We start from the raw sequence: 19,930 nt of genomic DNA, 5'->3' as shown, positions 1-19,930 counted from the left end.
TCTGGGTCAAGCCTGACCTGCGCTCAGCCTGCTACATTCCGTAAATGGAATGTAATTTGGGAGGCTGATGATGGCCTTGAACTGGAAAACCGGAGGGCTCCTGCTGGGGTTCGTCTTCTTTCTGGCAGTGCTGCTGGTCAAACCGATTGGCGTGTCAACGCAATTCGTGATCCTGGACGGGATCATCGGCGACGCGGTGAACAGCGAATTGGTGACCAAGACCGAGGAAGGATATACCTCGACCAATGCCTATCTGGCGAAATCGAACGGCAAATACGCCAAATCGGTGATGAACCCGCTGAACTACAGCTTTGTTTTTGTGCTGGCGATGGCCGTGGGCGGCTTTCTGTCGGTCATGGCGCGCGGCGGCCTGCCCGCGCGGGAGCGCAGCATCCCCGATCTGTGGCGCGCCAATATGGGGGACGGGGTCGCCCTGCGCTACGGCGCGACCTTTGTTGGCGGCTTCATTGTGCTTTACGGCGCGCGCCTTGCGGGCGGCTGCACCTCTGGGCACATGATGTCAGGCATGATGCAGACCGCGCTGTCGGGCTATCTCTTTGCCGCCGGGGCCTTCGCCGCTGCGATTCCCGTATCCCTGATCCTGTTCAAGAAGGAGGCCTGAGCCATGATGTCTATCGTTCTCGCAATTGTTATCGGCCTGGCCTTCGGCGCGGTTCTGGACCGTATCGGCGCCAGCAACCCGAACATGATCGGCAAGATGCTGAACCTCACCAACCTCAACCTGGCCAAGACCATCCTGCTGGCCATCGGCACCGGATCGGTGCTGATGTTCGCGGGGCAGATGCTGGGCTTTGTCGACGTCGGCCATATGTCCGTGAAGGCCGCCTATGTGGGCGTCTTTATTGGCGGCTTGATGCTGGGCGCGGGCTGGGCGCTGGCGGGCTATTGCCCCGGCACCGGCGTTGTCGCGGCGGCCTCGGGTCGCAAGGATGCGCTGTTCTTCATCGCCGGCGGTCTTCTGGGGGCGGCGGCCTATATGGTGACCTACCCGATGTGGAAATCGAGCGGCCTTCTGGACAGCATCGCGGGCGGCAAGGTCACCGTTGGCACCGTGCCGGGATCCAAGTTCGACGGGCTGACGACGCTGCCGGGCGATATCCTCGGCATCGTTCTGGGCCTTGGTTTCATCGCGCTGGCCTTTGCCCTGCCCGAGCGGCTGACGCCCTCCAAATCGAACCTGCAACCGGCTGAATAGGCACCCTCCCGCGCCTGTAAAATGCCCGAACGCCCGCCGCTCCCGGCGGGCGCTTTGCGTTTTGCGCTGCGTTTTCGGCTTGAAACCTCTGGCCTTCGCGTCAACCTTGGGGGCAACAAAGGCGGAAGACACGCCGGGAGGATTGCATGTCAGAGGAAACCCAGCGTTTCGAGAACGCGCCGGAGGTGGCGCTGGAATGGCACAGGGATGGCACCGGGGCTGCATTGGCCACGGTGGTGCAGACTTGGGGCTCGGCGCCGCGCCGGGCCGGATCGCAGCTGGTGGTGGGCGGCGATGGCCGCATCGAAGGCTCGGTCTCGGGCGGCTGCGTCGAAAGCGCGGTGGTCTTTGAGGCGCTGGAAGCCATCGAGGATGGCAAGCACCGCCTGCTCGAGTTCGGGGTCAGCGACGATGATGCCTTTGCCGTGGGGCTGGCCTGCGGCGGCACTATCAAGGTGTTGGTGGAGCCCGTGGGCGGTGCCCTGCCGGTGGATCTGCTGGAGGAACTGGTCGCGGCCCGCAAGGATCGCATCGCGCTCGCCTATGAGGTGGATCTGGACAGCGGCGCGCGCCGTCTGGTGCGCGATGGCTATGCTGAGCGCCTGCGCATGGACCGCTCTGGTGTTGAGGAAGACGGCAAAACCTTCGTTGCCGTGCACAACCCGCCGCTGCGGCTGATCGTGGTGGGGGCGGTGCATATCGCCCAGGCGCTGGTGCCGATGGCGCGGATTGCGGGCTACGATCCGGTGATTATCGACCCGCGTGAGGCCTTCGCCGCCGCTGCGCGGTTCCCCGGTGAGCGGTTGATGGACGACTGGCCGGATGAGGCGGTGGAAAAGCTTGGCCTTGATGCCCGCACCGCGCTGGTGCTGCTGACCCATGATCCCAAACTCGACGATCCGGCGCTGGAGGCAGCGTTAGGTGCGGATTGTTTCTACATCGGTGCGCTGGGCTCGACCCGCACCCATGCCAAACGGGTGGACCGGATGGTGGCGGCTGGCTTCACCAAGGAGCAGATCGGGCGCATCCACGGGCCCATCGGTCTGGATATCGGCGCGGCGGGGCCGTCTGAAATCGCGGTGTCGATCCTGGCCGAGATGACAGCGGTTCTGCGCGGCAAAGCCTCATGAAGTTCGGCCCGGTTCCGCTGGATCAGGCCGAGGGGGCGATCCTGGCCCATTCCCTGCATCTGGAGACCCGCAAGATTGCCAAGGGCACGGCGCTGACCCCGGCGGATCTGAGTGATCTGGCCGCCTCCGGGTTTTCCGAAGTCACCGCCGCGCGGCTGGAAAGCGGGGATATGCACGAGGATGCGGCGGCGCAGGCGCTGGCCCACGCCATCGTTCCGGACCCGGGCGCCCAGGGCTTGCGCATTTCCGGCGCCGGGGCGGGGCGGGTGAACCTTTACGCCGAAACCTGCGGTGTGGTGGAGCTGGACCGGGCGCGGCTGGAGGCGGTGAATGCGGTGGATCCGATGATCACCATCGCGACCGTGCCCGCCTATCACCGGGTCGATGCAGACGGCATGATCGCCACCATCAAGATCATCGCCTACGGGGTGCCAGAGGCGCACCTGAGACAAGCGGCAAGGAATGCAGGCGGGGCGTTGCGGGTGCGCGCCCCGGTCTACAAGACCGCAACCCTGATCGAAACGCGGGTTACGGGCGATACTCCATCCGAAAAGGGCCGCGCGGCCATGGCTGGGCGGCTCGACCGGATGGGAATGGCGCTGACAGATCGCGTGGTTGTGCCCCACCGCGAGGCGGAGCTGTCCGCAGCCATCGGCGATGCGCCGGGAGAGGTCATCCTGATCCTGACCGGATCGGCGACCTCGGACCCACTGGATGTGGCGCCTCAGGCGCTGCGGCTGGCGGGGGGCACGGTGACGCGCTTTGGCATGCCGGTGGATCCGGGCAACCTTCTGTTTCTCGGCGCGCTGGGCGAAAAGCCGGTGATCGGCCTGCCGGGCTGCGCCCGTTCGCCCGCGCTCAATGGCGCGGACTGGGTGCTGGAGCGGGTGATCTGCGGAGTGGCGTTGCGCGGGGCGGATATCGCCGCCATGGGGGTCGGGGGTCTGCTGAAAGAGATTCCCACCCGGCCCATGCCGCGCCGCGCTGGACAGGATGACGCCGGGCGTGGCTGAACGCTGCGCCAAACAGCACAAAATGTCCGCATCTCCAACGTGTTACGCGCGGCTTCTTGCCGTTTGGCAAAAATGTTACGGCCAGAGGCATTTCTGGGGGTTCGCGCCAGCCGCATCCCGTGCTTAACTCCTATTCAGCCAAACAAAAGTAGCGAATGGGAGGAATTCATGGCGAAGGTCTCGATGACCGTGAACGGCAAGCCCGCCAGCGGTGATGTGGAGGGGCGCACGCTCCTGGCGTCATTTCTGCGCGACGAGCTGGGGCTCACGGGGACACATGTAGGCTGCGATACCAGCCAGTGCGGCGCCTGCGTGGTGCATGTGAACGGCAAGGCGGTCAAATCCTGCACCATGCTGGCGGCCGAAGCAGACGGCGCAGAGGTTGCCACCATCGAAGGACAGGCGGCTCCGGATGGTACGCTGAATGCGATCCAGCAGGCGTTTCAGGATCACCACGGGCTTCAGTGCGGTTTCTGCACGCCGGGCATGGTGATGTCGGCGGCGGCGCTGCTGAAGGAAAACCCCAAGCCGACCGAGGCCGAGGTGCGCGCCTATCTTGAAGGCAATATTTGCCGTTGCACTGGCTATCATAACATCGTCAAGGCGATCCTTGCCGCGTCCGGTCAGGACGTGACGGCCATTGCTGCCGAATAAGGCCATAAGCCCGCCGCGGGCAGCGCAGGGAGGCGCGGCCCGGGACAAAAGACAATTTTGCATGACCAAGAGGTGCGCCCTGGCGCGCACCATCCAGGGAGGAGATTTGGACAATGCCAAAGGATAGTGGCATCGGCGCCAGCCCGAAGCGGCGCGAAGACGTGAGGTTCCTGACCGGAACCGGCAATTATACCGACGACATCAACCTCAACAATCAGGCCTATGTGCATTTCCTGCGCTCGGATGTGGCCCACGGCAAGATCAACGGCATCGACACCACGGCTGCGGCCGCGATGCCCGGCGTCATCCGCATCTTCACCGGCGCTGATTTCGAAGGCGTGGGGTCGATTCCCTGCGGCTGGCAGGTGACCGACCGCCATGGAGAACCGATGCAGGAACCTGCGCACCCGGTTCTGGCTCAGGGCAAGGTCCGCTATGTGGGCGATGCCATCGCCGCCGTGGTCGCAGAAAGCCGCGAGGAAGCTCGCGACGCCGCCGAAGCGATTGAGCTCGATATCGAAGAACTGCCCGCCGTCATCGACATGAAGGAGGCCGTCAAGGAAGGCGCCCCCAAGGTGCATGACGATCTCACCTCGAACCTCTGCTATGACTGGGGCTTCGTGGAAGAAAACAAACCGGCAGTGGAAGAGGCCTTTGCCAATGCGGCCCATGTGACCACACTGGAGCTGGTCAACAACCGTCTGGTCGCGAACCCGATGGAGCCGCGCGTGGCGGTGGGCGATTTCAACCGGGCCACCGGGGAATCGACGCTTTATACAACTTCGCAGAACCCGCATGTGATCCGCCTTCTGATGGGCGCTTTCGTGTTGGGCATCCCCGAGCATAAGCTGCGCGTCATCGCGCCGGATGTGGGCGGCGGTTTCGGCACCAAGATCTTCCATTATGCCGAGGAAGCCTTCTGTACCTTCGCGGCCAAGGCGCTGAACCGGGCGGTCAAATGGACCTCTACCCGGTCCGAGGCCTTTATGTCGGATGCCCACGGGCGCGATCACGTGACCAAGATCGAACTGGCGCTGGATGCGGAGAACAACTTTACCGCTCTGCGCACCGACACTTACGCCAATATGGGCGCATACCTGTCTACCTTTGCGCCTTCGGTGCCGACCTGGCTGCATGGCACGCTGATGGCGGGTAACTACAAGACGCCGCTGATCTATGTGAACGTGAAGGCCGTCTTTACCAACACGGTGCCGGTGGATGCCTATCGCGGCGCGGGCCGCCCTGAGGCGACATTCCAGTTGGAGCGCGTCATCGACAAGGCCGCGCGCGAGCTGGGCGTCGATCCCATCGCGCTGCGGCGTCAGAACTTCATCACCGAATTCCCCTATGCCACCCCGGTGGCGGTGGAATATGATACCGGTGATTACAACGCGACGATGGACAAGCTGGAAGAGGTTGCCGATTTCGCAGGCTTCAAGGCGCGCCGCGCCAAGAGCGAGGAAAACGGCAAGCTGCGCGGTCTGGGCGTCAACTGCTATATCGAGGCCTGCGGCATTGCGCCGAGTAACCTTGTTGGGCAGCTGGGCGCGCGGGCGGGTCTTTATGAATCCGCCACGGTGCGAGTGAATGCGACCGGGGGGCTGGTGGTTATGACCGGCAGCCACAGCCACGGGCAGGGGCATGAAACCTCCTTCCCGCAGGTGATCGCGGATATGATCGGCATCGACGAAAGCATGGTCGAGATCGTGCATGGCGACACCGCCAACACCCCGATGGGCATGGGCACTTACGGCTCGCGCTCCCTCGCCGTTGGTGGTTCTGCCATGGTGCGGGCGACGGAAAAGATCATCGCCAAGGCGAAGAAGATCGCCGCCCACATTCTGGAAGCCTCCGATGCGGATATCGAGCTGAAGGACGGTCAGTTCTCGGTTGCGGGCACGGATAAATCCCTCGCCTGGGGCGATGTCACGCTGGCGGCCTATGTCCCGCACAACTACCCGCTTGAGGATATGGAGCCGGGGCTGGAAGAGACTGCCTTTTACGATCCGGCGAACTTCACCTATCCTTCGGGCGCTTATGCCTGCGAGGTGGAGGTCGATCCCGAGACCGGCAAGGTCACCATCGAACGTTTCGCGGCGGCGGATGACTTTGGCAATATCGTCAACCCGATGATCGTCGATGGTCAGGTGCACGGCGGTATCGGTCAGGGCATCGGTCAGGCGCTGCTCGAAGGCTGCGTCTATGACGAGAACGGTCAGCTTCTGTCGGCCTCTTACATGGATTACGCCATGCCGCGCGCCGATGATCTGCCCTTCTATCAGGTGGACCATTCCTGCCAGACGCCCTGTACCCATAACCCCCTTGGGGTGAAGGGCTGCGGTGAGGCCGGTGCCATCGGATCGCCGCCGGCGGTTGTGAATGCGGTGGTGGACGCGCTGCAGGCTGCGGGTAAAGATGTGACGCATATCGACATGCCACTCAGCCCCGGCCGCGTCTGGGCTGCGATGAACAGTTAACACCGGGGCAGGGGCCGGGCAGATGTGCCGGATCCCTGCACCCATGGGAGATTTGAACAAAAGAACAAGGGGGGAGATCCCCCGGCATTCTTTGGGAAGGAAAGCGGAATGTATAATTTCGAGTTTGAAAAACCTGCCTCCATTGCCGACGCGGTTGCCGCGCTGGCAGAGGAAGACGCGCAGGCGCTGGGCGGTGGCCAGACCCTGCTGCCGACCATGAAACAGCGGCTGGCGATGCCGTCGAAACTGGTCTCGCTTGCTGGGATTGGTGAAATGCAGGGCGTCTGCCGCGAAGATGATGGCAGCCTGGCAATCGGCGGCGCCACCACCCATGCCACCGTTGCCTCCGAGGCCGCAGCGCATTATCCCGCGCTGGCCGAGCTGGCCAGCCACATCGGCGATCCCGCCGTGCGCAACCGGGGCACCATCGGCGGCTCGCTTGCCAATAACGATCCGGCGGCCTGCTATCCGGCGGCGGTTCTGGGCAGCGGCGCCACCGTGATCACCAATGCCCGCGAAATCGCGGCGGATGATTATTTCGATGGTCTTTTCACCACCGCGTTGGAAGAGGGTGAGATCATCACCGGCGTGCGGTTCCCGGTGCCGGAGGCCGCGAACTATCAGAAGTTCGTGCAGCCTGCGTCGCGCTTTGCCCTGGTGGGGGTTTTTGTCGCCAAATACGCGGACGGGGTGCGGGTTGCCGTCACCGGCGCGTCCGAAGAGGGCGTATTCCGCTGGAGCGAAGCTGAGCAGGCACTGGGCAAGGAATTCCGCCCCGACGCTCTGACGGATCTGCGCATTAACCCGGCCAACATGATGGGCGATATCCACGGCACCAAGGAATACCGTGCCCATCTTGTCGGTGTCCTGACCAAACGCGCCGTGGCCGCCGCCGCAGGTTGAGCCACTGGGACAGAACAGCAATGTGGCCTCGCAGCGCTGCGGGGCCCCTTTTTCATGCGGGTACCTGTGGTCAGGCGGGTTTGCGCGCCACGAAATCGATGAGGGCGGACATGCCGCTGTGGCCGCGTCCCTCCTGCACCTCCCGCTCATAGGCGCGGTTCTCCAGGATGTCCCAGCCTACGAAATCAGCGGCCAGCTGAGCCTCGGTGTACATGTTCTCGGCAAAGGGCGGCCCGCCGGTGCCGAATTCCAGCTGTTTCGGCGTATAGCCATGCAGCAGCAGCACACCGCCGGGTTTCAGGCTGCGTTTCATGCCTTCGAATTGCACCTTGCGATCCTTGGGGCCGACGAACTGGATGAAAATGCCGACCACCAAATCATAGGCATCCTCAGGCCAGTCATGGGTGAGGATATCAACGTTTTGGAAATCCACCGTGACGCCACGCTCTGCCGCCAGATCACGGGCGCGGGCAATGGCGGTGGGGGCGAACTCATAGGCAGTCGTCTCAAGCTCCCGCTGCGCCATGTAGACGGAATTGCGCCCCTCGCCATCGGCCACCGACAGGGCCGTCTGGCCCGGCGTCAGATAGGCGGCATGTTCGGTCAGGAACCGGGCTGGTTCGGTCCCGAACACATAGTCATCGGAGTTTGCAAATCGTTCTTCCCACATGTCGGCTCGTCCTGATCGCATGGCTGTTTATCAGGGGCGACAATGACAACGCCCCCGGCGCAGTCAAGCACCGGGGGCGGAATGGAAAGGCGGAATTCAGCCAGTCAGAGGCCGGTCCGTTAGGGCCGCCGGCTATTTCTGCGGCAGCGGGCCGATCATCATGATCATCTGACGGCCTTCCATCTTCGGCATGTTTTCGATCTTGCCGATATCTTTGACGTCTTCGGCCACACGCTCCAGCAGCTCACGGCCGAGGTTCTGGTGCGCCATCTCGCGGCCGCGGAAACGCAGGGTGATCTTCACCTTGTCACCGTTTTCAAGGAATTTGAAAACGTTGCGCATTTTCACGCTGTAGTCATTGGTGTCCGTGTTCGGGCGGAACTTGACCTCTTTGACCTCGATGATCTTCTGCTTTTTACGGGCTTCGCTTTCGCGTTTCTGTTGCTCGTATTTGAACTTGCCGAAGTCCATGATCTTGCAGACCGGCGGATTGGCGTTCGGCGAGATCTCCACAAGGTCCAGACCCGCTTCCGCTGCCATCTCCATTGCCTTGGCCGGATGGACAACGCCAACGTTCTCCCCTTCGGCGCCAATCAGGCGGATTTCGGGGGCGCGGATTTTTTCGTTCGTGCGCGGGCCGGTATCACGAGGCGGCGGCGCGTTATGAGGTCTGCGGGCTATGGGTTCAATCCTTTGATGGTTGCCGATTTTCGAGCATGAAATCTAAACCGGGGCGCGGCGTCTTTCAAGCGGGAACCGATGCGGGCGCCCGTGAAAAAAGGCGATTGTCATTGCAGAATGGGCGCAAGCCTCCCGCAGTCGGGCCTGCGGGCAGGTAGGCACCGGCGCCCGGCGGGCAGGGCGGCAGCCAGCCCGGCCTAGTCTGCATCGATTCGGAGGGAGCGGCCGTCAGGGGGGAAAGCGCTCCCGGCCCGGGTGCCGGCAATGCCCCGCCAATCCGCTGGGATCCTGTCGGCGGCGGCTGGCCGATGACGCGTCCGGCGGTTTTTGCCCCTTGTGGCGGGCGCTGCGGGAGGCCAGCTAGCCGGTATCGAATGTCGCAAGAACACGCGCCGGTCTGCCTGTCGCCAGACAGGTTCCGGCCAGAACAAAGGAGAGACATCATGAAACCGGTTATTGTTGCCGTAGCAGCCGGGGTGGTGGCGATTGGCGCTTACTATGCCTTTTCCGTCCAGACCGAAGACAGTGTGATCAGTAACGCGCCGGCCAACACGGATGCCCCCGCAGCCGTGACAGAGCCTGCACCTGAGGCAGAACCAGAACCAGCACCGGTGGTCGAGGAAAGCACCGAGGCAGAGGCCCCCAAGTCAGTGGCAGAGCAGGCCGAAGAGGCTGCTGAAGCGGTTGAGAGTGCCGTAGAGGAGACCGTCGAAGAGGCCGCAGCCGATGCCGAGGCCGCCGTGGAGGGCGCTGCAGATGCGGCAGAGACCGCAGCAGATGCGGCAGAGACCGCTGCAGCTGCTGCAGTGGAGGCGGCAGAGGATGTTGTCGAACAGGCGGATGAGGCTGTCCGCGACGCGGTTGAGAGCGCAACCCAGGCTGCGACAGACGCGGCGGGCAGTGCCACGGACCCCGAGGGGGAGCAGGCCGCAGATCAGGCCATGTCGGAGGCGCTGACGCTGGAAGGCTTCGATTATGAAACCGTGACCACGATGATCGCGGATTCGGACCTCTCCGAGACGCAGAAATCGGTTCTGACCGGGGCGGTTGACGCGGCCAAGGACAGCCCGGTGATGCTGAAGGCGGCGCTGGATCAGGTGAAGGCCGCGCTGAACCTGTAATTCCTACGCTGGATTGCAGCGGCGGGATAACCCACTGGTACAAAAGAAAAGCCGTGCCGCCCGTATCAGGGTGGCGCGGCCTTTTTGTATCTGGCCATTGGCGGCTTGCGTCAGGCGTGCTGGCTTAGTCGAGGAAAGCCTTTTCCACCACATATTGCGCGGGCTTGGAATTGGCGCCTTCTTCAAGGCCGGCCGCTTCCAGCATGTCCTTCAGTTCCAGGTTGAAGGCCAGGTTGCCGCAGATCATCGCCCGGTCGCTCTCGGGGTTGAGTGGCTCAACGCCCAGATCCTTGTAGGCCTCGCCCGAGTTGATCAGGTCGGTGATCCGGCCCATCTTGGCGCTCTCTTCGCGGGTGGTGGTGGGGTAGTATTTGATCTTCTTCCAGAAGCCCTCACCGATCACCTCATTGAGCAGCTCGTCGTCCTTCAGGCTTTCGATCAGTTCCCGGCCATAGGTCAGCTCGCCTGCGGTGCGGCAGGTGTGAGTGATGATGACCTCATCGTAATCCTCGTAGGTCTGCGGCTCGCGCAGCAGCGAGGCGAAGGGCGCAAAGCCGGTGCCAGTGGCGAAGAACCAGATGCGTTTGCCGGGCAGCAGCGCGTCATGCACCAGGGTGCCGACGGGTTTGGGCCGCAGGATGATCTGATCGCCTTCTTTGATGTGCTGCAGTTTCGAGGTCAGCGGACCGTCCTGCACCTTGATCGAGTAGAACTCCAGCTCTTCGTCCCAGGAAGGCGAGGCGATGGAATAGGCACGCAGCAGTGGCTTCTGCTTGCCGGTCTTGGGATCGGGGTCGCCCATCAGGCCAATCATCACGAACTCGCCCGAGCGGAAGCGCAGCGACGCAGGCCGCGATACCCGGAAGGAAAACAGGCGGTCTGTCCAGTGCTTGACCGCGGTCACGGTCTGGGCGTCCGGCAGGGTCGGGGTCGCCTTGGCGGGCTTGGCTTCGGAGGCAGTGTCGGTCACGGCGGTCATCTCGTTCATCGGTTTCACTGCCGGTCTGGTAGACCGGCACCTCTGATTAATCGTTGATTCAGGTCAGGAAAAGCTTTGTTTTTCCCGAATTGCGGTTTGTGGGGGTGTCTGACGCGAGATCAGGCCCGTCTCAGCGGGCGGCCCGGCCGCGTCCCAGACGTGCCTGATAGTCGTGCGCCGGCCAGTTTGCCCGGGCCAACCACTGGTCCTCGGGCTGACGGGCGGCCAGATCATCATCGATCTCGACCTCGTCAAAGCCGCTGCGCCGCGCCATGGCGTATTGATCCGCCAGAACGTGACCATAGGCCCGGAGCCGCCCGGTATAACCCATCTGCCGCAACTGCCGTGCCAGGGTAAACCCGCGCCCGTCGGCAAAGCTGGGGAAATGAATACGGATCATCTCGCAGCCGGGGATGCGGTTCGACAAGGGTGCCAGATCCGCATCGGGCTGCAGGTCCAGCGCGTTTTCACCCTCGTAGCCGACCTGCCAGCTGTCGGGGCCAAATCCGGTGTCGGTCACAATTACAGTCATTTGGGGTCAGCTCCTTTGCGGGTGAGTTTGCCATCCACGATGTGGATGCCGCATTCTTCCTTGTTCTGATCGCGCCAGCGTCCGGCGCGGGGGTCTTCGCCTTCTGCCACCTTCGAGGTGCAGGGGGCGCAACCGATCGACGGGTAGCCCTGCGCCACCAGCGGATGGCGCGGCAGGCGGTTTTCTTCCATGTAGGCGCGCACGTCCTCGGGCGCCCAATGGGCCAGCGGGTTCACCTTGATGCGTCCGGTGCCGTCCTCGACCTCGAAAAAGTCGAGCGCGGCGCGGCTGCCAGACTGGAACCGTTTGCGTCCGGTGATCCAGCCATCATAGCCCGACAGTGCGTTTTGCAGCGGCACGGTCTTGCGCAGGTGGCAGCAGGCGTCGGTGTCCGAGAACCGCAAGGCGCCATAGGGATCCTTTTCGGCGATATCCTCGGCGCGGATGACCTGCACGTTGCGCAGGCCAAGGCGCTCGCTCACCTCCTGCTGATAGACCAGCGTTTCGGTGAACAGCAGCTCGGTATCCACGAACAGCACCGGCACGGCGGGATCGATCACCGCCGCCATATGCAGCAGCACAACCGATTCCGCGCCAAAGCTGGAAACCAGGGCGATCTGTCCGGCATCCTGCAGGGCGCCCTGCATCACGGCGGTAGCCGAATGGTGCCGGTAGCGGGCATTCAGCATCTCCACCTTTTCCGCCAGGGCGGTGTCCGGTGCAGCCCCATTGGGGCTGCTCTCTGCGAGCTTCAGCATCGCTCTAGGCCACCTTTTTGCGGGCTTCGGGATAAAGCACGGCTTTGAACGGTTCCATTCCTACGCGGCGGTAGGTCTCGATGAAGGTCTCACCTTCATCGGTCCGCAGTTCCAGATAGGCGCCGATCAGACGCTCGACCGCCGGAACGATCTCGTCATAGGCGAAACCGGGGCCGGTGCGGGTGCCGATGGCCGCCGTTTCAGTCGCATCACCGCCAAGGGTGATCTGGTAGTTCTCTACCCCGGCGCGATCCAGACCCAGAATGCCGATATGGCCGACGTGGTGGTGGCCGCAGGCATTGATGCAGCCCGAGATCTTGATCTGCAGGTGCCCCACGTCGTGCTCCAGCTTCAGCTCTTCGAACCGGGTTGCAATATCCTGCGCAACCGGGATCGAGCGGGCGGTGGCCAGGGCACAGTAATCCATGCCGGGGCAGGCGATGATATCCGAGATCAGGCCAATGTTGGCGGTCGCAAGGCCGACCTCTTTCAGGCGGGCGTGGATCGCGGGCAGATCCGATTTCAGAACATGCGGCAGGATCACGTTCTGCTGGTGGCTGATGCGCAGCTCGTCATAGCCGAATTCCTGCGCCAGATCCGCCATCACGCGCATCTGTTCGGCGGTGGCATCGCCGGGGGTGGCGCCATGCGCCTTGACCGAGATGGTGACGATGGCGTGGTCTTCGTTGCGATGCGCCGACAGGTTGGTGTCGGCCCAGGCGCGGAACACAGGATCGCTGTCATAGGCGGCATCATAGGCCGCAGTGTCGCCGCTGCGCAGGGCGGGGGGCGTGAAATGCGCCTTGATCTCTTCCAGCAGCTCCTGATCGGCGCCGTTGAACTGGGCGCGGCGTTCGATAAAACGCTCTTCAACCAGGTCGCGGATCTTGTCGATGCCGTTTTCCTGCACGGTGATCTTGATCCGGGCCTTGTACTTGTTGTCGCGCCGACCCAGCAGGTTGTAGACGCTCAGCACCGCCTCAAGATAGGGCAGCAGGTCCGCCTTGGGCAGGAACTCCCGCAGCACCTTGCCGATCATTGGCGTACGGCCAAGGCCACCACCCACGATCACCTCGAACCCGGTCTCGCCTTCGCGGGAGACCATGCGCAGCCCGATGTCATGAGCGCGGGTTACGGCGCGGTCCTCTTCGGCGCCAGTCACCGCGATCTTGAACTTGCGGCCCAGGAACTGGAATTCCGGGTGGTCGGTGGACCATTGCCGGATCAATTCGGCATAGGGGCGCGGATCTTCCAGCTCACCCTTGGCGGCGGCGGCAAAATGGTCCGAGGTCACGTTGCGTACGGTGTTGCCCGAGGTCTGGATCGCGTGCAGGCCCACTTCGGCCAGCGCGTCCAGCATGTCCGGCACGTCCTTCAGGGTCGGCCAGTTGTACTGGATGTTCTGACGGGTGGTGAAATGGCCATAACCCTTGTCCCACTTTTCGGCCAACAGCGCGAGCTGGCGCATCTGGGCGCTGCTGAGTGTGCCATAGGGGATTGCAACCCGCAGCATATAGGCGTGCAGCTGGAGATACAGCCCGTTCATCAGGCGCAGGGGTTTGAACTCGTCCTCGGTCAGGCTGCCGTCGATGCGGCGCTCTACCTGGGCACGGAACTGGGCGTTGCGTTCAGCCAGAAAAGCGGCGTCAAAGTCGTTATACTTATACATTGGAGAGAGCCTCCTGTTTGCCATGGGCGTAGTTCGAGGGACCGGTGCGGCGGAATTCTTCGCGGAAGTGGACAGGTTCGGGGCCATCCGCGCCAGGTTTGGCGTCGGTCAGGTAGATGCCGACAACGTTGAGAGCATCGCGTTCGGCGGCCAGCAGGCGCAGCTGCGCCTCGGCCTCGTCGGTGATCAGCTCGGCCTCGCTCAGCGAGCGGCTCCAGCTGTCCTTGGCGGTGTAATAGATCACGTCGCCCTCAAGGAGGTCATTCGCGGTGATCACTTTGGGCGTAAAGGGACGGGGCATCAGGCGAGCTCCATATTCAGATCGGAGGTAAGGTCAGAGGCGAGGTTGGGCAGGGCGGCGAGGCTTTGACGCGGCGCCAGCCCGAGGAAGGTAAGGGCCGGGCCGGACAGACCTGCCGCAGCCAGATCGGCGGGCAGCCGGTCAAGCGTTGTTTCTAGAACGCGCTGGTTGGCGCGCGAGGCATGTTCGACGATGGTCACCGGCGTAGCCCGGTCGGCGCCGTGCATGATCAAACGGCCCTGCACGAAACGCGCGGATTTCTTGCCCATGTAGATCGCGGCCACCTCACCGGGGCGCGCCAGGGCGGTCCAGTCGTGATCGGCAAAACCGCGCATGTCGTGCCCGGTGAGGAACCGGACCGAGGAATTGCGCCCGCGCTGTGTCAGGCTCTGACCGATGGCGGCGACCGCAGCAGAGGCGGCGGTGATGCCGGGCAGGATCTGGTAGCCGATCCCGGCTGCGTCGCAGGCGGACAGCTCTTCGTCGAGGCGGCCAAAGACGGTGGGATCGCCGGATTTGAGGCGCAGCACCTTGCGGCCCGCGCGGGCATGGGCCACCAGTCGGGCGCAGATCTCCTCTTGCGACATGGAGGGGCCAAAGCCTTCCTTGCCGACATCCTCCAGCGCGATGCCCGGGGCGGCCAGGGCCATGATCTCGGGGCTGACCAAGCGGTCGAACAGGATCACATCTGCGGACTGCATCGCTTTCAGCACCTTCAGAGTCAGCAGATCGGGGTCGCCCGGACCAGAGCCGGCAAAGGCAACCTGTCCCGGCGCGGGGCAGCACATGCCATCTGCGCGCTGAGAGCTGGCAGAGGGAATGATCGGGGCAAAGCTGGACATGTGGCGCCTCATTTCTGGTGTTTGACTTGACCCTCAATATAGGAAATATTCCCATTTAAGCGCCATACGTCCGCCCAAATAAGGACATCTGTTCCGCGTGGTTCGGGGCTTGGTGACCAAGGTTTCGATGCAGAGGGAAAATTAGAATGACAGTGCGGATTGATGCCACGGATCGGAAAATCCTGGCGGAGCTGCAACGCGACGCCAGCCAGTCGCTGGATGAAATCGCCAAGCAGGTGGGCAGCTCAAAGACCCCGGTCTGGAATCGCATCCGCAAGCTGCGCGAGGCCGGGGTTATCGGTCGCCAGACCGTGATCCTGGACGCCGAGGCGCTGGGGTTCGAGGCTTGTTTCTTTGTGCTGATCCGCACTTCTGAGCACGAGGCGGAGTGGCAGGCGTCCTTCTTGCAGGCGCTACGCGACCGCCCCGAGGTGCAGGAGGCGCACCGGCTGGCCGGCGATATCGATTATATTCTGAAGGTGCGGGTGAAGAACGCGCGGGCCTATGACAAATTCTATCAGGCGCTGATTTCTGAGGTACGGGTGCACAATGTGACCGCGCTTCTGTCGATGGAGGAAATCAAATCGACCACGCTGCTGCCGCTGGAGCCAGCGGAGTAGGGGAAGTGGAGGGCGGCGCCGGGTGGCGCCGACCATTAGCGGCTCACCATCAGCCGGGTGAGGCCATGAAAATGGTAGCTGTCTGAATACTCGGGTTTTTCTTCCAGACGCAGATCGGGGCAGCGCTGGAACAGGATGGGCAGCGCGATGCGCATTTCCAGCCGTGCCAGCGGCGCGCCGACGCAGAAATGCAGTCCGCCCCCAAAGGACGTGTTGGTCTTGGCTGGGCGGCTGGGGTTAAAGACCTCTGGATCATCAAGCACTGCCGGGTCGCGGTTGGCCGCACCCAGAAGCAGCGCCACCTGATCGCCCCGCTGGAAGATATGGCCGAAGACCTCGGCCTCTTCATAGGCATAGCGGGTGAACATATGCAGCGGCGGATCATAGCGCAGGATTTCCTCGACCAGTTGGTCGATCCCGTCCTCGGTCAGCCAGGCCGGATCCCAGCCCTGTTCCAGCATCGTCTTCACCCCGTTTCCAAGGGCGTGCACTGTTGCTTCGTGCCCCGCGTTCAGCAGCAGGATGCAGGTGCCGATCAGCTCATCCGTGGTCAGGCTGTCCCCGGCCTCCTCGGCGGCAATCAGGCGGGTGATCAGATCATCCTGCGGATCGCTGCGACGTTGATCGATATAGCTGCGCAGATAATCGGAAAAGGCGGCAGATGCCTCGGCGGCGGAATGCTCGGTCTCTTCCGTGCGCCCGGCCTGATACATGGCCACCATCCGGTGCGACCAATCCAGAAGCTGCGGCGCCATCTCCTCGGGTACGCCGAGCAGGCGGCAGATGGTCACGATCGGAACCTGCGTGCAATAGGCCTGCAACAGATCAAAGGGCTGGTCCGGAAAGGCATCGATCAGATCATGGCACAGCTGGGCGATATCCGCCTCAAGCGCGGTAATCGCGCGCGAGGTAAAGGCCCGCATCACCAGCTTGCGCAGGCGGGTGTGGCGTGGCGGTTCGGCGTCCAGCAGCGAATGAGCCTCGACAGCCAGAAACGGTGCCAGATGGGCCGGGCCGGGCGTGGCCATTTCGGCGGGGATTTCCCGCCCGAAGCGGCGGTCCCGCAGCAGCATGTGAACGGCCGATTTGCGAAAGGCTGCCACCATGTCGTAGTCCTGCCAATAGTGCAGGGCGCCCGCGTCGCGGGCTTTGGCGTAGAACGGATAGGGATCTTGCACAAAGGCCGGATCGGTCGGAGGCTGATGCAGTGTTTTCATGCGGCGACTTTTGCCATGGCGGCTGGTCAATGCAAGGTGAGTTTCATAGTCTGGCCTGCATGAGGCAGTATCGATGATCAAACAAACCATGTGGCAGCGCTGGGGCCTATTGCTGGGATTTGCATGTGCAGTCGCAGGGCTGGCGGCTGCGGTCTGGATCTATGGGTACCGGCAGGCGCTGGACTCGCTGGCAGAGCGCAGCGCGGCGGATCTGGCATTGGCGTCGGACCGGGTCAGCACGCAGTTGCAGATCTATCAGGAACTGGCTGTTCTAACGGCGGATCATCCGGTGCTGGACGGGCTGGATACGGCGGCGGGGCAGCAAGAGGCGGCACGGCGTCTGCGCGAGGTGGCGGACAAGACGGCGGCGCTCGACGTGTTCTATGCAGACCGTTCGGGGCGGGTTCTGGCCTTTGCCGAAGGGGTCGCCGGAGGCTCGGTGGCCGATCAACCCTACTTCAAACGTGCCATGCAGGGCGCGCTTGGCACCGGTCACGCGGTGCTGCTGCCCGAGGGGCGGCGGGCCTATTTCTATGCCGCACCCAGTTTCGCACCCGGCGGCGGTGTGTTGGGGGCGCTGGTGGTGGTGGCCGATGTAGAGGATGTGGAGCAGACCTGGCGCGGCTCCTTGCCTGCGGTCTTCTTCACCAACCGCAACGAAGAGGTGTTTATTTCCAACCGGCCGGAATTGCTGTTCTGGCGACGGGCTGAACGGCTGCCTGGCAGCGCGGCCGAGGGAGGCGATCCGGTTTCCTTCGCGGTGGAAAACCATGGCGGGCACGAGGTCTGGCAGATGTCCGGCAGCTCCTACCTGCCGCAGCAGGCGCTGCACCTGACAGTGGACCTGCCGGTCATCGGTATGCGTGGAGAGATCCTGGTGGATGTCGCCCCGGCGCGGCGTATCGCTGCCTTGCAGGCGGCCGCTCTGACGGCGGTGTGTCTTGCCTTCGGCACACTGCTGTTTTTGGCGACCGAGCGGCGCCGAACGCTGGCCCGGGCCAATGTCATTCTTGAAACCCGGGTCGAGGCCCGCACCCAGGCCCTGCAGGTGATCAACACTCAGCTGCGCCGCGAGGTCCATGAACGACAAGAGGCCGAAGCGGCGCTGAAACAGGCGCAGGAAGATCTGGTTCAGGCCGGGAAACTATCGGCGCTGGGGCAGATGTCTGCGGGCATCAGTCACGAGCTGAACCAGCCGCTGATGGCCATTCAGCAATATGCTGAAAACGGCGCCGCCTTTCTTGAGCGGGAAAAGCCCGAGCGCGCAGCGAAAAATCTGACCCGGATTTCCAGCATGGCCGAACGCATGGCGCGGATCATCAAGAACCTGCGCGCCTTTGCCCGCAACGAAAGCGAACCGATGGCGCGGGTTGATCTGGTGCAGGTGATCAACGCGGCAGTTGAACTGACCACGGCGCGACTGGGCACTGACCATGTGACGCTCGATTGGGCGCCGCCTTCCGGTCCGGTCTACGCTTGGGGCGGCGAGGTGCGGCTGACGCAGGTTTTCGTCAACCTGATCAACAATGCCGCCGACGCGATGATGGAACAGCAGCAGCGGGCGATCCGCATCGCTCTGGAATGGCCGTCACAGCAAGCCGGCGCGCGGCTGCGCGTGCATGTCCGCGACATTGGCCCGGGCATCAAGGAACCGGAAAAGATGTTCGAACCTTTCTATTCGACCAAGGCCGTGGGCAGCGCCGAGGGGCTTGGCCTTGGGCTGTCGATCTCTTACGGGTTGGTGCAAAGTTTCGGCGGCCACATCCGCGGATGCAACAGCAGCGATGGTGCGGTCTTTACCGTCGAACTTGACCCCTGGAGCGAGGAAGAAGCTGCATGACCCGGCGGGTACTGCTCGTGGATGATGATGCGGCGGTGCGCGAGGCGCTGTCGCAGACGCTTGAGCTGAACGACCTGGAGGCGGTGACAGCTGGCTCTTTCGTGGCGGCCAAGGATCTGATCTCTCCCGAATTTGATGGGGTGATCCTGTCGGACATTCGCATGCCGGGGAGGGACGGGTTTCATCTTTTGACCTATGCGCATGAGATCGACGCCGAACTGCCGGTTATCCTGCTGACCGGCGAAGGCGACATTCCGATGGCGGTGCGGGCGATGTCCGAGGGTGCCTTTGATTTTCTGGAAAAACCCTGCGCTCCGGGGGATCTTCTTTCGGTGCTGGAGCGGGCGCGGAAGACCCGGGCACTGGTGCTGGAAAACAGACGCCTGAAGCGCCAGCTGGAGGCGGGCGATCCGGCGGCGCGGATGCTTTTCGGCACCTCCCCGCAGGCAGAGCAGCTCAGGACGCGAGTGCGCGCAGTGGCGCCCACCGGAGCCGAGGTTCTGGTGACAGGTCCGGCGGGCAGTGGCGTTTCCAAGGTCGCTGAAGTCATCCACCTGATGTCGCCGCGGGCGCAGGGCGCCTTTGTGAAGCGACCCGCCGCCGGTATGACCATCGAAGCCTTTGATGCGCTGTGCCAGGATGCAGCGGGCGGGTCGTTGTTTCTGGATGAAATCCCGGCCATGGCCGACGCGGTGCAATACGCGGTTCTGGAACGGCTGGAGCAGGGCGTCGCCGCCCGGGTGATCGCAGGGACCACCAGCGATCTGGCGCAGCTTGCCACCAGCGGCGCCTTCAATGCTGACCTGTTTTATCGCCTGGATGGCATGCGGGTGCGCATTCCGTCGCTGGCTGAGCGGCCGGAGGATATCCCGGTTTTGTTTCATCATTACGTGGCTCAGGCGGCAGAGCAGGCGGGCATCGCGGCGCCCGAGATCAGCCAGGAGAATCTGGCGATGCTGATGGCGCAGGACTGGCCTGGCAATGCCCGCTCGCTGATGTCGGCGGCCATGCGGTTCGTGCTTGGTATGCCCGAGGAAGTCTCGGTCGGCTCTGGTCTGGGGCTGGCGGAACAGATGGCGCAAGTTGAGCGGTCCTTGCTGATCGCGGCGCTGGGGCGCCAGAACGGGCGCGCCTCGGCGGCGGCGGCGGCGCTGAAGCTGCCGCGCAAGACCTTTTACGACAAACTGGCCCGATATGGCATCCGCCCCGAGGACTATCGCCGCGCCTCAGATGCGTGATTCCAGCGGTTGAAAAGACGGCGTTACGGCTGTGCGGAAATCCGCACACCTCGCGCTGATCCCTGTGCG

General features: G+C 63.4%; 20 protein-coding genes. 11 read left to right on the top strand and 9 right to left on the bottom strand.

Annotated features, from left to right (window positions below):
- Positions 1 to 70 precede the first annotated feature (70 nt).
- From SM764_RS11770 to SM764_RS11740, 7 genes are all read left to right on the top strand, one after another.
- Positions 71 to 622, top strand: coding sequence for a YeeE/YedE thiosulfate transporter family protein (locus SM764_RS11770; protein WP_369001860.1), 552 nt, complete (start codon positions 71 to 73; stop codon positions 620 to 622).
- Between the two features lie 3 nt (positions 623 to 625).
- The gene (locus SM764_RS11765) at positions 626 to 1,216 is read left to right on the top strand and encodes a DUF6691 family protein (protein WP_369001859.1); all 591 of its coding nucleotides are present in this window, start codon (positions 626 to 628) and stop codon (positions 1,214 to 1,216) included.
- A gap of 146 nt (positions 1,217 to 1,362) precedes the next feature.
- Positions 1,363 to 2,346 (top strand): XdhC family protein, encoded by a 984-nt coding sequence (locus tag SM764_RS11760; RefSeq protein ID WP_274828717.1) that lies wholly within the window; start codon positions 1,363 to 1,365, stop codon positions 2,344 to 2,346.
- On the top strand, positions 2,343 to 3,359 hold the full coding sequence (locus SM764_RS11755; RefSeq protein WP_369001858.1) for a molybdopterin-binding protein: 1,017 nt from the start codon (positions 2,343 to 2,345) through the stop codon (positions 3,357 to 3,359). The genes SM764_RS11760 and SM764_RS11755 overlap by 4 nt, the downstream gene beginning before the upstream one ends.
- Before the next feature lie 168 nt (positions 3,360 to 3,527).
- Positions 3,528 to 4,013, top strand: coding sequence for a (2Fe-2S)-binding protein (locus SM764_RS11750; RefSeq protein ID WP_065273186.1), 486 nt, complete (start codon positions 3,528 to 3,530; stop codon positions 4,011 to 4,013).
- A gap of 113 nt (positions 4,014 to 4,126) precedes the next feature.
- Positions 4,127 to 6,490, top strand: coding sequence for a xanthine dehydrogenase family protein molybdopterin-binding subunit (locus SM764_RS11745; RefSeq protein ID WP_274831880.1), 2,364 nt, complete (start codon positions 4,127 to 4,129; stop codon positions 6,488 to 6,490).
- Positions 6,491 to 6,598: 108 nt separating this feature from the next.
- Positions 6,599 to 7,393, top strand: a complete 795-nt coding sequence (locus tag SM764_RS11740) for an FAD binding domain-containing protein (RefSeq protein ID WP_065273188.1) — start codon at positions 6,599 to 6,601, stop codon at positions 7,391 to 7,393.
- A gap of 70 nt (positions 7,394 to 7,463) precedes the next feature.
- On the opposite strand, the gene SM764_RS11735 is transcribed toward SM764_RS11740, so the two are convergent.
- The gene (locus SM764_RS11735; protein ID WP_369001857.1) at positions 7,464 to 8,063 is read right to left on the bottom strand and encodes an SAM-dependent methyltransferase; all 600 of its coding nucleotides are present in this window, start codon (positions 8,061 to 8,063) and stop codon (positions 7,464 to 7,466) included.
- Between the two features lie 132 nt (positions 8,064 to 8,195).
- A complete protein-coding gene (gene infC, locus SM764_RS11730) occupies positions 8,196 to 8,657 on the bottom strand; it encodes a translation initiation factor IF-3 (RefSeq protein WP_237028470.1) in 462 nt (153 codons plus the stop codon).
- A gap of 530 nt (positions 8,658 to 9,187) precedes the next feature.
- Here infC and SM764_RS11725 point away from each other — a divergent pair.
- On the top strand, positions 9,188 to 9,865 hold the full coding sequence (locus SM764_RS11725) for a hypothetical protein (protein WP_368947443.1): 678 nt from the start codon (positions 9,188 to 9,190) through the stop codon (positions 9,863 to 9,865).
- 124 nt (positions 9,866 to 9,989) lie between these two features.
- On the opposite strand, the gene SM764_RS11720 is transcribed toward SM764_RS11725, so the two are convergent.
- The 6 genes from SM764_RS11720 to cobA form a co-directional block, all read right to left on the bottom strand.
- Positions 9,990 to 10,853 carry a ferredoxin--NADP reductase gene (locus SM764_RS11720; RefSeq protein ID WP_065273192.1) on the bottom strand — a complete coding sequence of 288 codons (864 nt, stop codon included), beginning with the start codon at positions 10,851 to 10,853 and terminating at the stop codon, positions 9,990 to 9,992.
- Positions 10,854 to 10,974: 121 nt separating this feature from the next.
- On the bottom strand, positions 10,975 to 11,376 hold the full coding sequence (locus SM764_RS11715; RefSeq protein WP_369001856.1) for a DUF934 domain-containing protein: 402 nt from the start codon (positions 11,374 to 11,376) through the stop codon (positions 10,975 to 10,977).
- A complete protein-coding gene (locus SM764_RS11710; RefSeq protein WP_274828706.1) occupies positions 11,373 to 12,134 on the bottom strand; it encodes a phosphoadenylyl-sulfate reductase in 762 nt (253 codons plus the stop codon). Before SM764_RS11710 ends, SM764_RS11715 begins: the two co-directional genes overlap by 4 nt.
- 4 nt (positions 12,135 to 12,138) lie before the next feature.
- Positions 12,139 to 13,803: a nitrite/sulfite reductase gene (locus SM764_RS11705; RefSeq protein WP_065273195.1), complete on the bottom strand. Its 1,665-nt coding sequence runs from the start codon at positions 13,801 to 13,803 to the stop codon at positions 12,139 to 12,141.
- Entirely contained in the window at positions 13,796 to 14,104 is a 309-nt protein-coding gene (locus SM764_RS11700; RefSeq protein WP_274831886.1) for a DUF2849 domain-containing protein, read from the bottom strand. The genes SM764_RS11705 and SM764_RS11700 overlap by 8 nt, the downstream gene beginning before the upstream one ends.
- On the bottom strand, positions 14,104 to 14,892 hold the full coding sequence (cobA, locus tag SM764_RS11695) for a uroporphyrinogen-III C-methyltransferase (protein ID WP_369001904.1): 789 nt from the start codon (positions 14,890 to 14,892) through the stop codon (positions 14,104 to 14,106). Before cobA ends, SM764_RS11700 begins: the two co-directional genes overlap by 1 nt.
- A gap of 200 nt (positions 14,893 to 15,092) precedes the next feature.
- Here cobA and SM764_RS11690 point away from each other — a divergent pair, with 200 nt between their 5' ends.
- Positions 15,093 to 15,566: an Lrp/AsnC family transcriptional regulator gene (locus SM764_RS11690; RefSeq protein ID WP_065273197.1), complete on the top strand. Its 474-nt coding sequence runs from the start codon at positions 15,093 to 15,095 to the stop codon at positions 15,564 to 15,566.
- Between the two features lie 35 nt (positions 15,567 to 15,601).
- Here SM764_RS11690 and SM764_RS11685 read toward each other — a convergent pair whose 3' ends face one another.
- Complete coding sequence (locus SM764_RS11685) at positions 15,602 to 16,783, bottom strand: cytochrome P450 (protein ID WP_369001855.1); 1,182 nt, start codon at positions 16,781 to 16,783, stop codon at positions 15,602 to 15,604.
- A gap of 73 nt (positions 16,784 to 16,856) precedes the next feature.
- Between SM764_RS11685 and SM764_RS11680 the strand changes: the two genes are divergently transcribed.
- Together SM764_RS11680 and SM764_RS11675 are read left to right on the top strand one after the other, a co-directional pair.
- A complete protein-coding gene (locus tag SM764_RS11680; RefSeq protein WP_369001854.1) occupies positions 16,857 to 18,623 on the top strand; it encodes an ATP-binding protein in 1,767 nt (588 codons plus the stop codon).
- Entirely contained in the window at positions 18,620 to 19,861 is a 1,242-nt protein-coding gene (locus SM764_RS11675) for a sigma-54-dependent transcriptional regulator (RefSeq protein ID WP_369001853.1), read from the top strand. Before SM764_RS11680 ends, SM764_RS11675 begins: the two co-directional genes overlap by 4 nt.
- Positions 19,862 to 19,930 lie beyond the last annotated feature (69 nt).

The organism is Pseudophaeobacter sp. 1A16562 (genome assembly GCF_041008785.1).
GTDB lineage: Bacteria > Pseudomonadota > Alphaproteobacteria > Rhodobacterales > Rhodobacteraceae > Phycobacter > Phycobacter gallaeciensis_A.
This window is presented reverse-complemented; position numbering and strand designations above follow the sequence as displayed.

Bases quoted from the DNA above. Each gene is read 5' to 3' on its own strand.
- SM764_RS11770 (WP_369001860.1), top strand. From the start codon at position 71: ATGGCCTTGAACTGGAAAACCGGAGGGCTCCTGCTGGGGTTCGTCTTC.
- SM764_RS11765 (WP_369001859.1), top strand. From the start codon at position 626: ATGATGTCTATCGTTCTCGCAATTGTTATCGGCCTGGCCTTCGGCGCG.
- SM764_RS11760 (WP_274828717.1), top strand. From the start codon at position 1,363: ATGTCAGAGGAAACCCAGCGTTTCGAGAACGCGCCGGAGGTGGCGCTG.
- SM764_RS11755 (WP_369001858.1), top strand. From the start codon at position 2,343: ATGAAGTTCGGCCCGGTTCCGCTGGATCAGGCCGAGGGGGCGATCCTG.
- SM764_RS11750 (WP_065273186.1), top strand. From the start codon at position 3,528: ATGGCGAAGGTCTCGATGACCGTGAACGGCAAGCCCGCCAGCGGTGAT.
- SM764_RS11745 (WP_274831880.1), top strand. From the start codon at position 4,127: ATGCCAAAGGATAGTGGCATCGGCGCCAGCCCGAAGCGGCGCGAAGAC.
- SM764_RS11740 (WP_065273188.1), top strand. From the start codon at position 6,599: ATGTATAATTTCGAGTTTGAAAAACCTGCCTCCATTGCCGACGCGGTT.
- SM764_RS11735 (WP_369001857.1), bottom strand. From the start codon at position 8,063: ATGTGGGAAGAACGATTTGCAAACTCCGATGACTATGTGTTCGGGACC.
- SM764_RS11725 (WP_368947443.1), top strand. From the start codon at position 9,188: ATGAAACCGGTTATTGTTGCCGTAGCAGCCGGGGTGGTGGCGATTGGC.
- SM764_RS11720 (WP_065273192.1), bottom strand. From the start codon at position 10,853: ATGAACGAGATGACCGCCGTGACCGACACTGCCTCCGAAGCCAAGCCC.
- SM764_RS11715 (WP_369001856.1), bottom strand. From the start codon at position 11,376: ATGACTGTAATTGTGACCGACACCGGATTTGGCCCCGACAGCTGGCAG.
- SM764_RS11710 (WP_274828706.1), bottom strand. From the start codon at position 12,134: ATGCTGAAGCTCGCAGAGAGCAGCCCCAATGGGGCTGCACCGGACACC.
- SM764_RS11705 (WP_065273195.1), bottom strand. From the start codon at position 13,803: ATGTATAAGTATAACGACTTTGACGCCGCTTTTCTGGCTGAACGCAAC.
- SM764_RS11700 (WP_274831886.1), bottom strand. From the start codon at position 14,104: ATGCCCCGTCCCTTTACGCCCAAAGTGATCACCGCGAATGACCTCCTT.
- cobA (WP_369001904.1), bottom strand. From the start codon at position 14,892: ATGTGCTGCCCCGCGCCGGGACAGGTTGCCTTTGCCGGCTCTGGTCCG.
- SM764_RS11690 (WP_065273197.1), top strand. From the start codon at position 15,093: ATGACAGTGCGGATTGATGCCACGGATCGGAAAATCCTGGCGGAGCTG.
- SM764_RS11685 (WP_369001855.1), bottom strand. From the start codon at position 16,783: ATGAAAACACTGCATCAGCCTCCGACCGATCCGGCCTTTGTGCAAGAT.
- SM764_RS11680 (WP_369001854.1), top strand. From the start codon at position 16,857: ATGATCAAACAAACCATGTGGCAGCGCTGGGGCCTATTGCTGGGATTT.
- SM764_RS11675 (WP_369001853.1), top strand. From the start codon at position 18,620: ATGACCCGGCGGGTACTGCTCGTGGATGATGATGCGGCGGTGCGCGAG.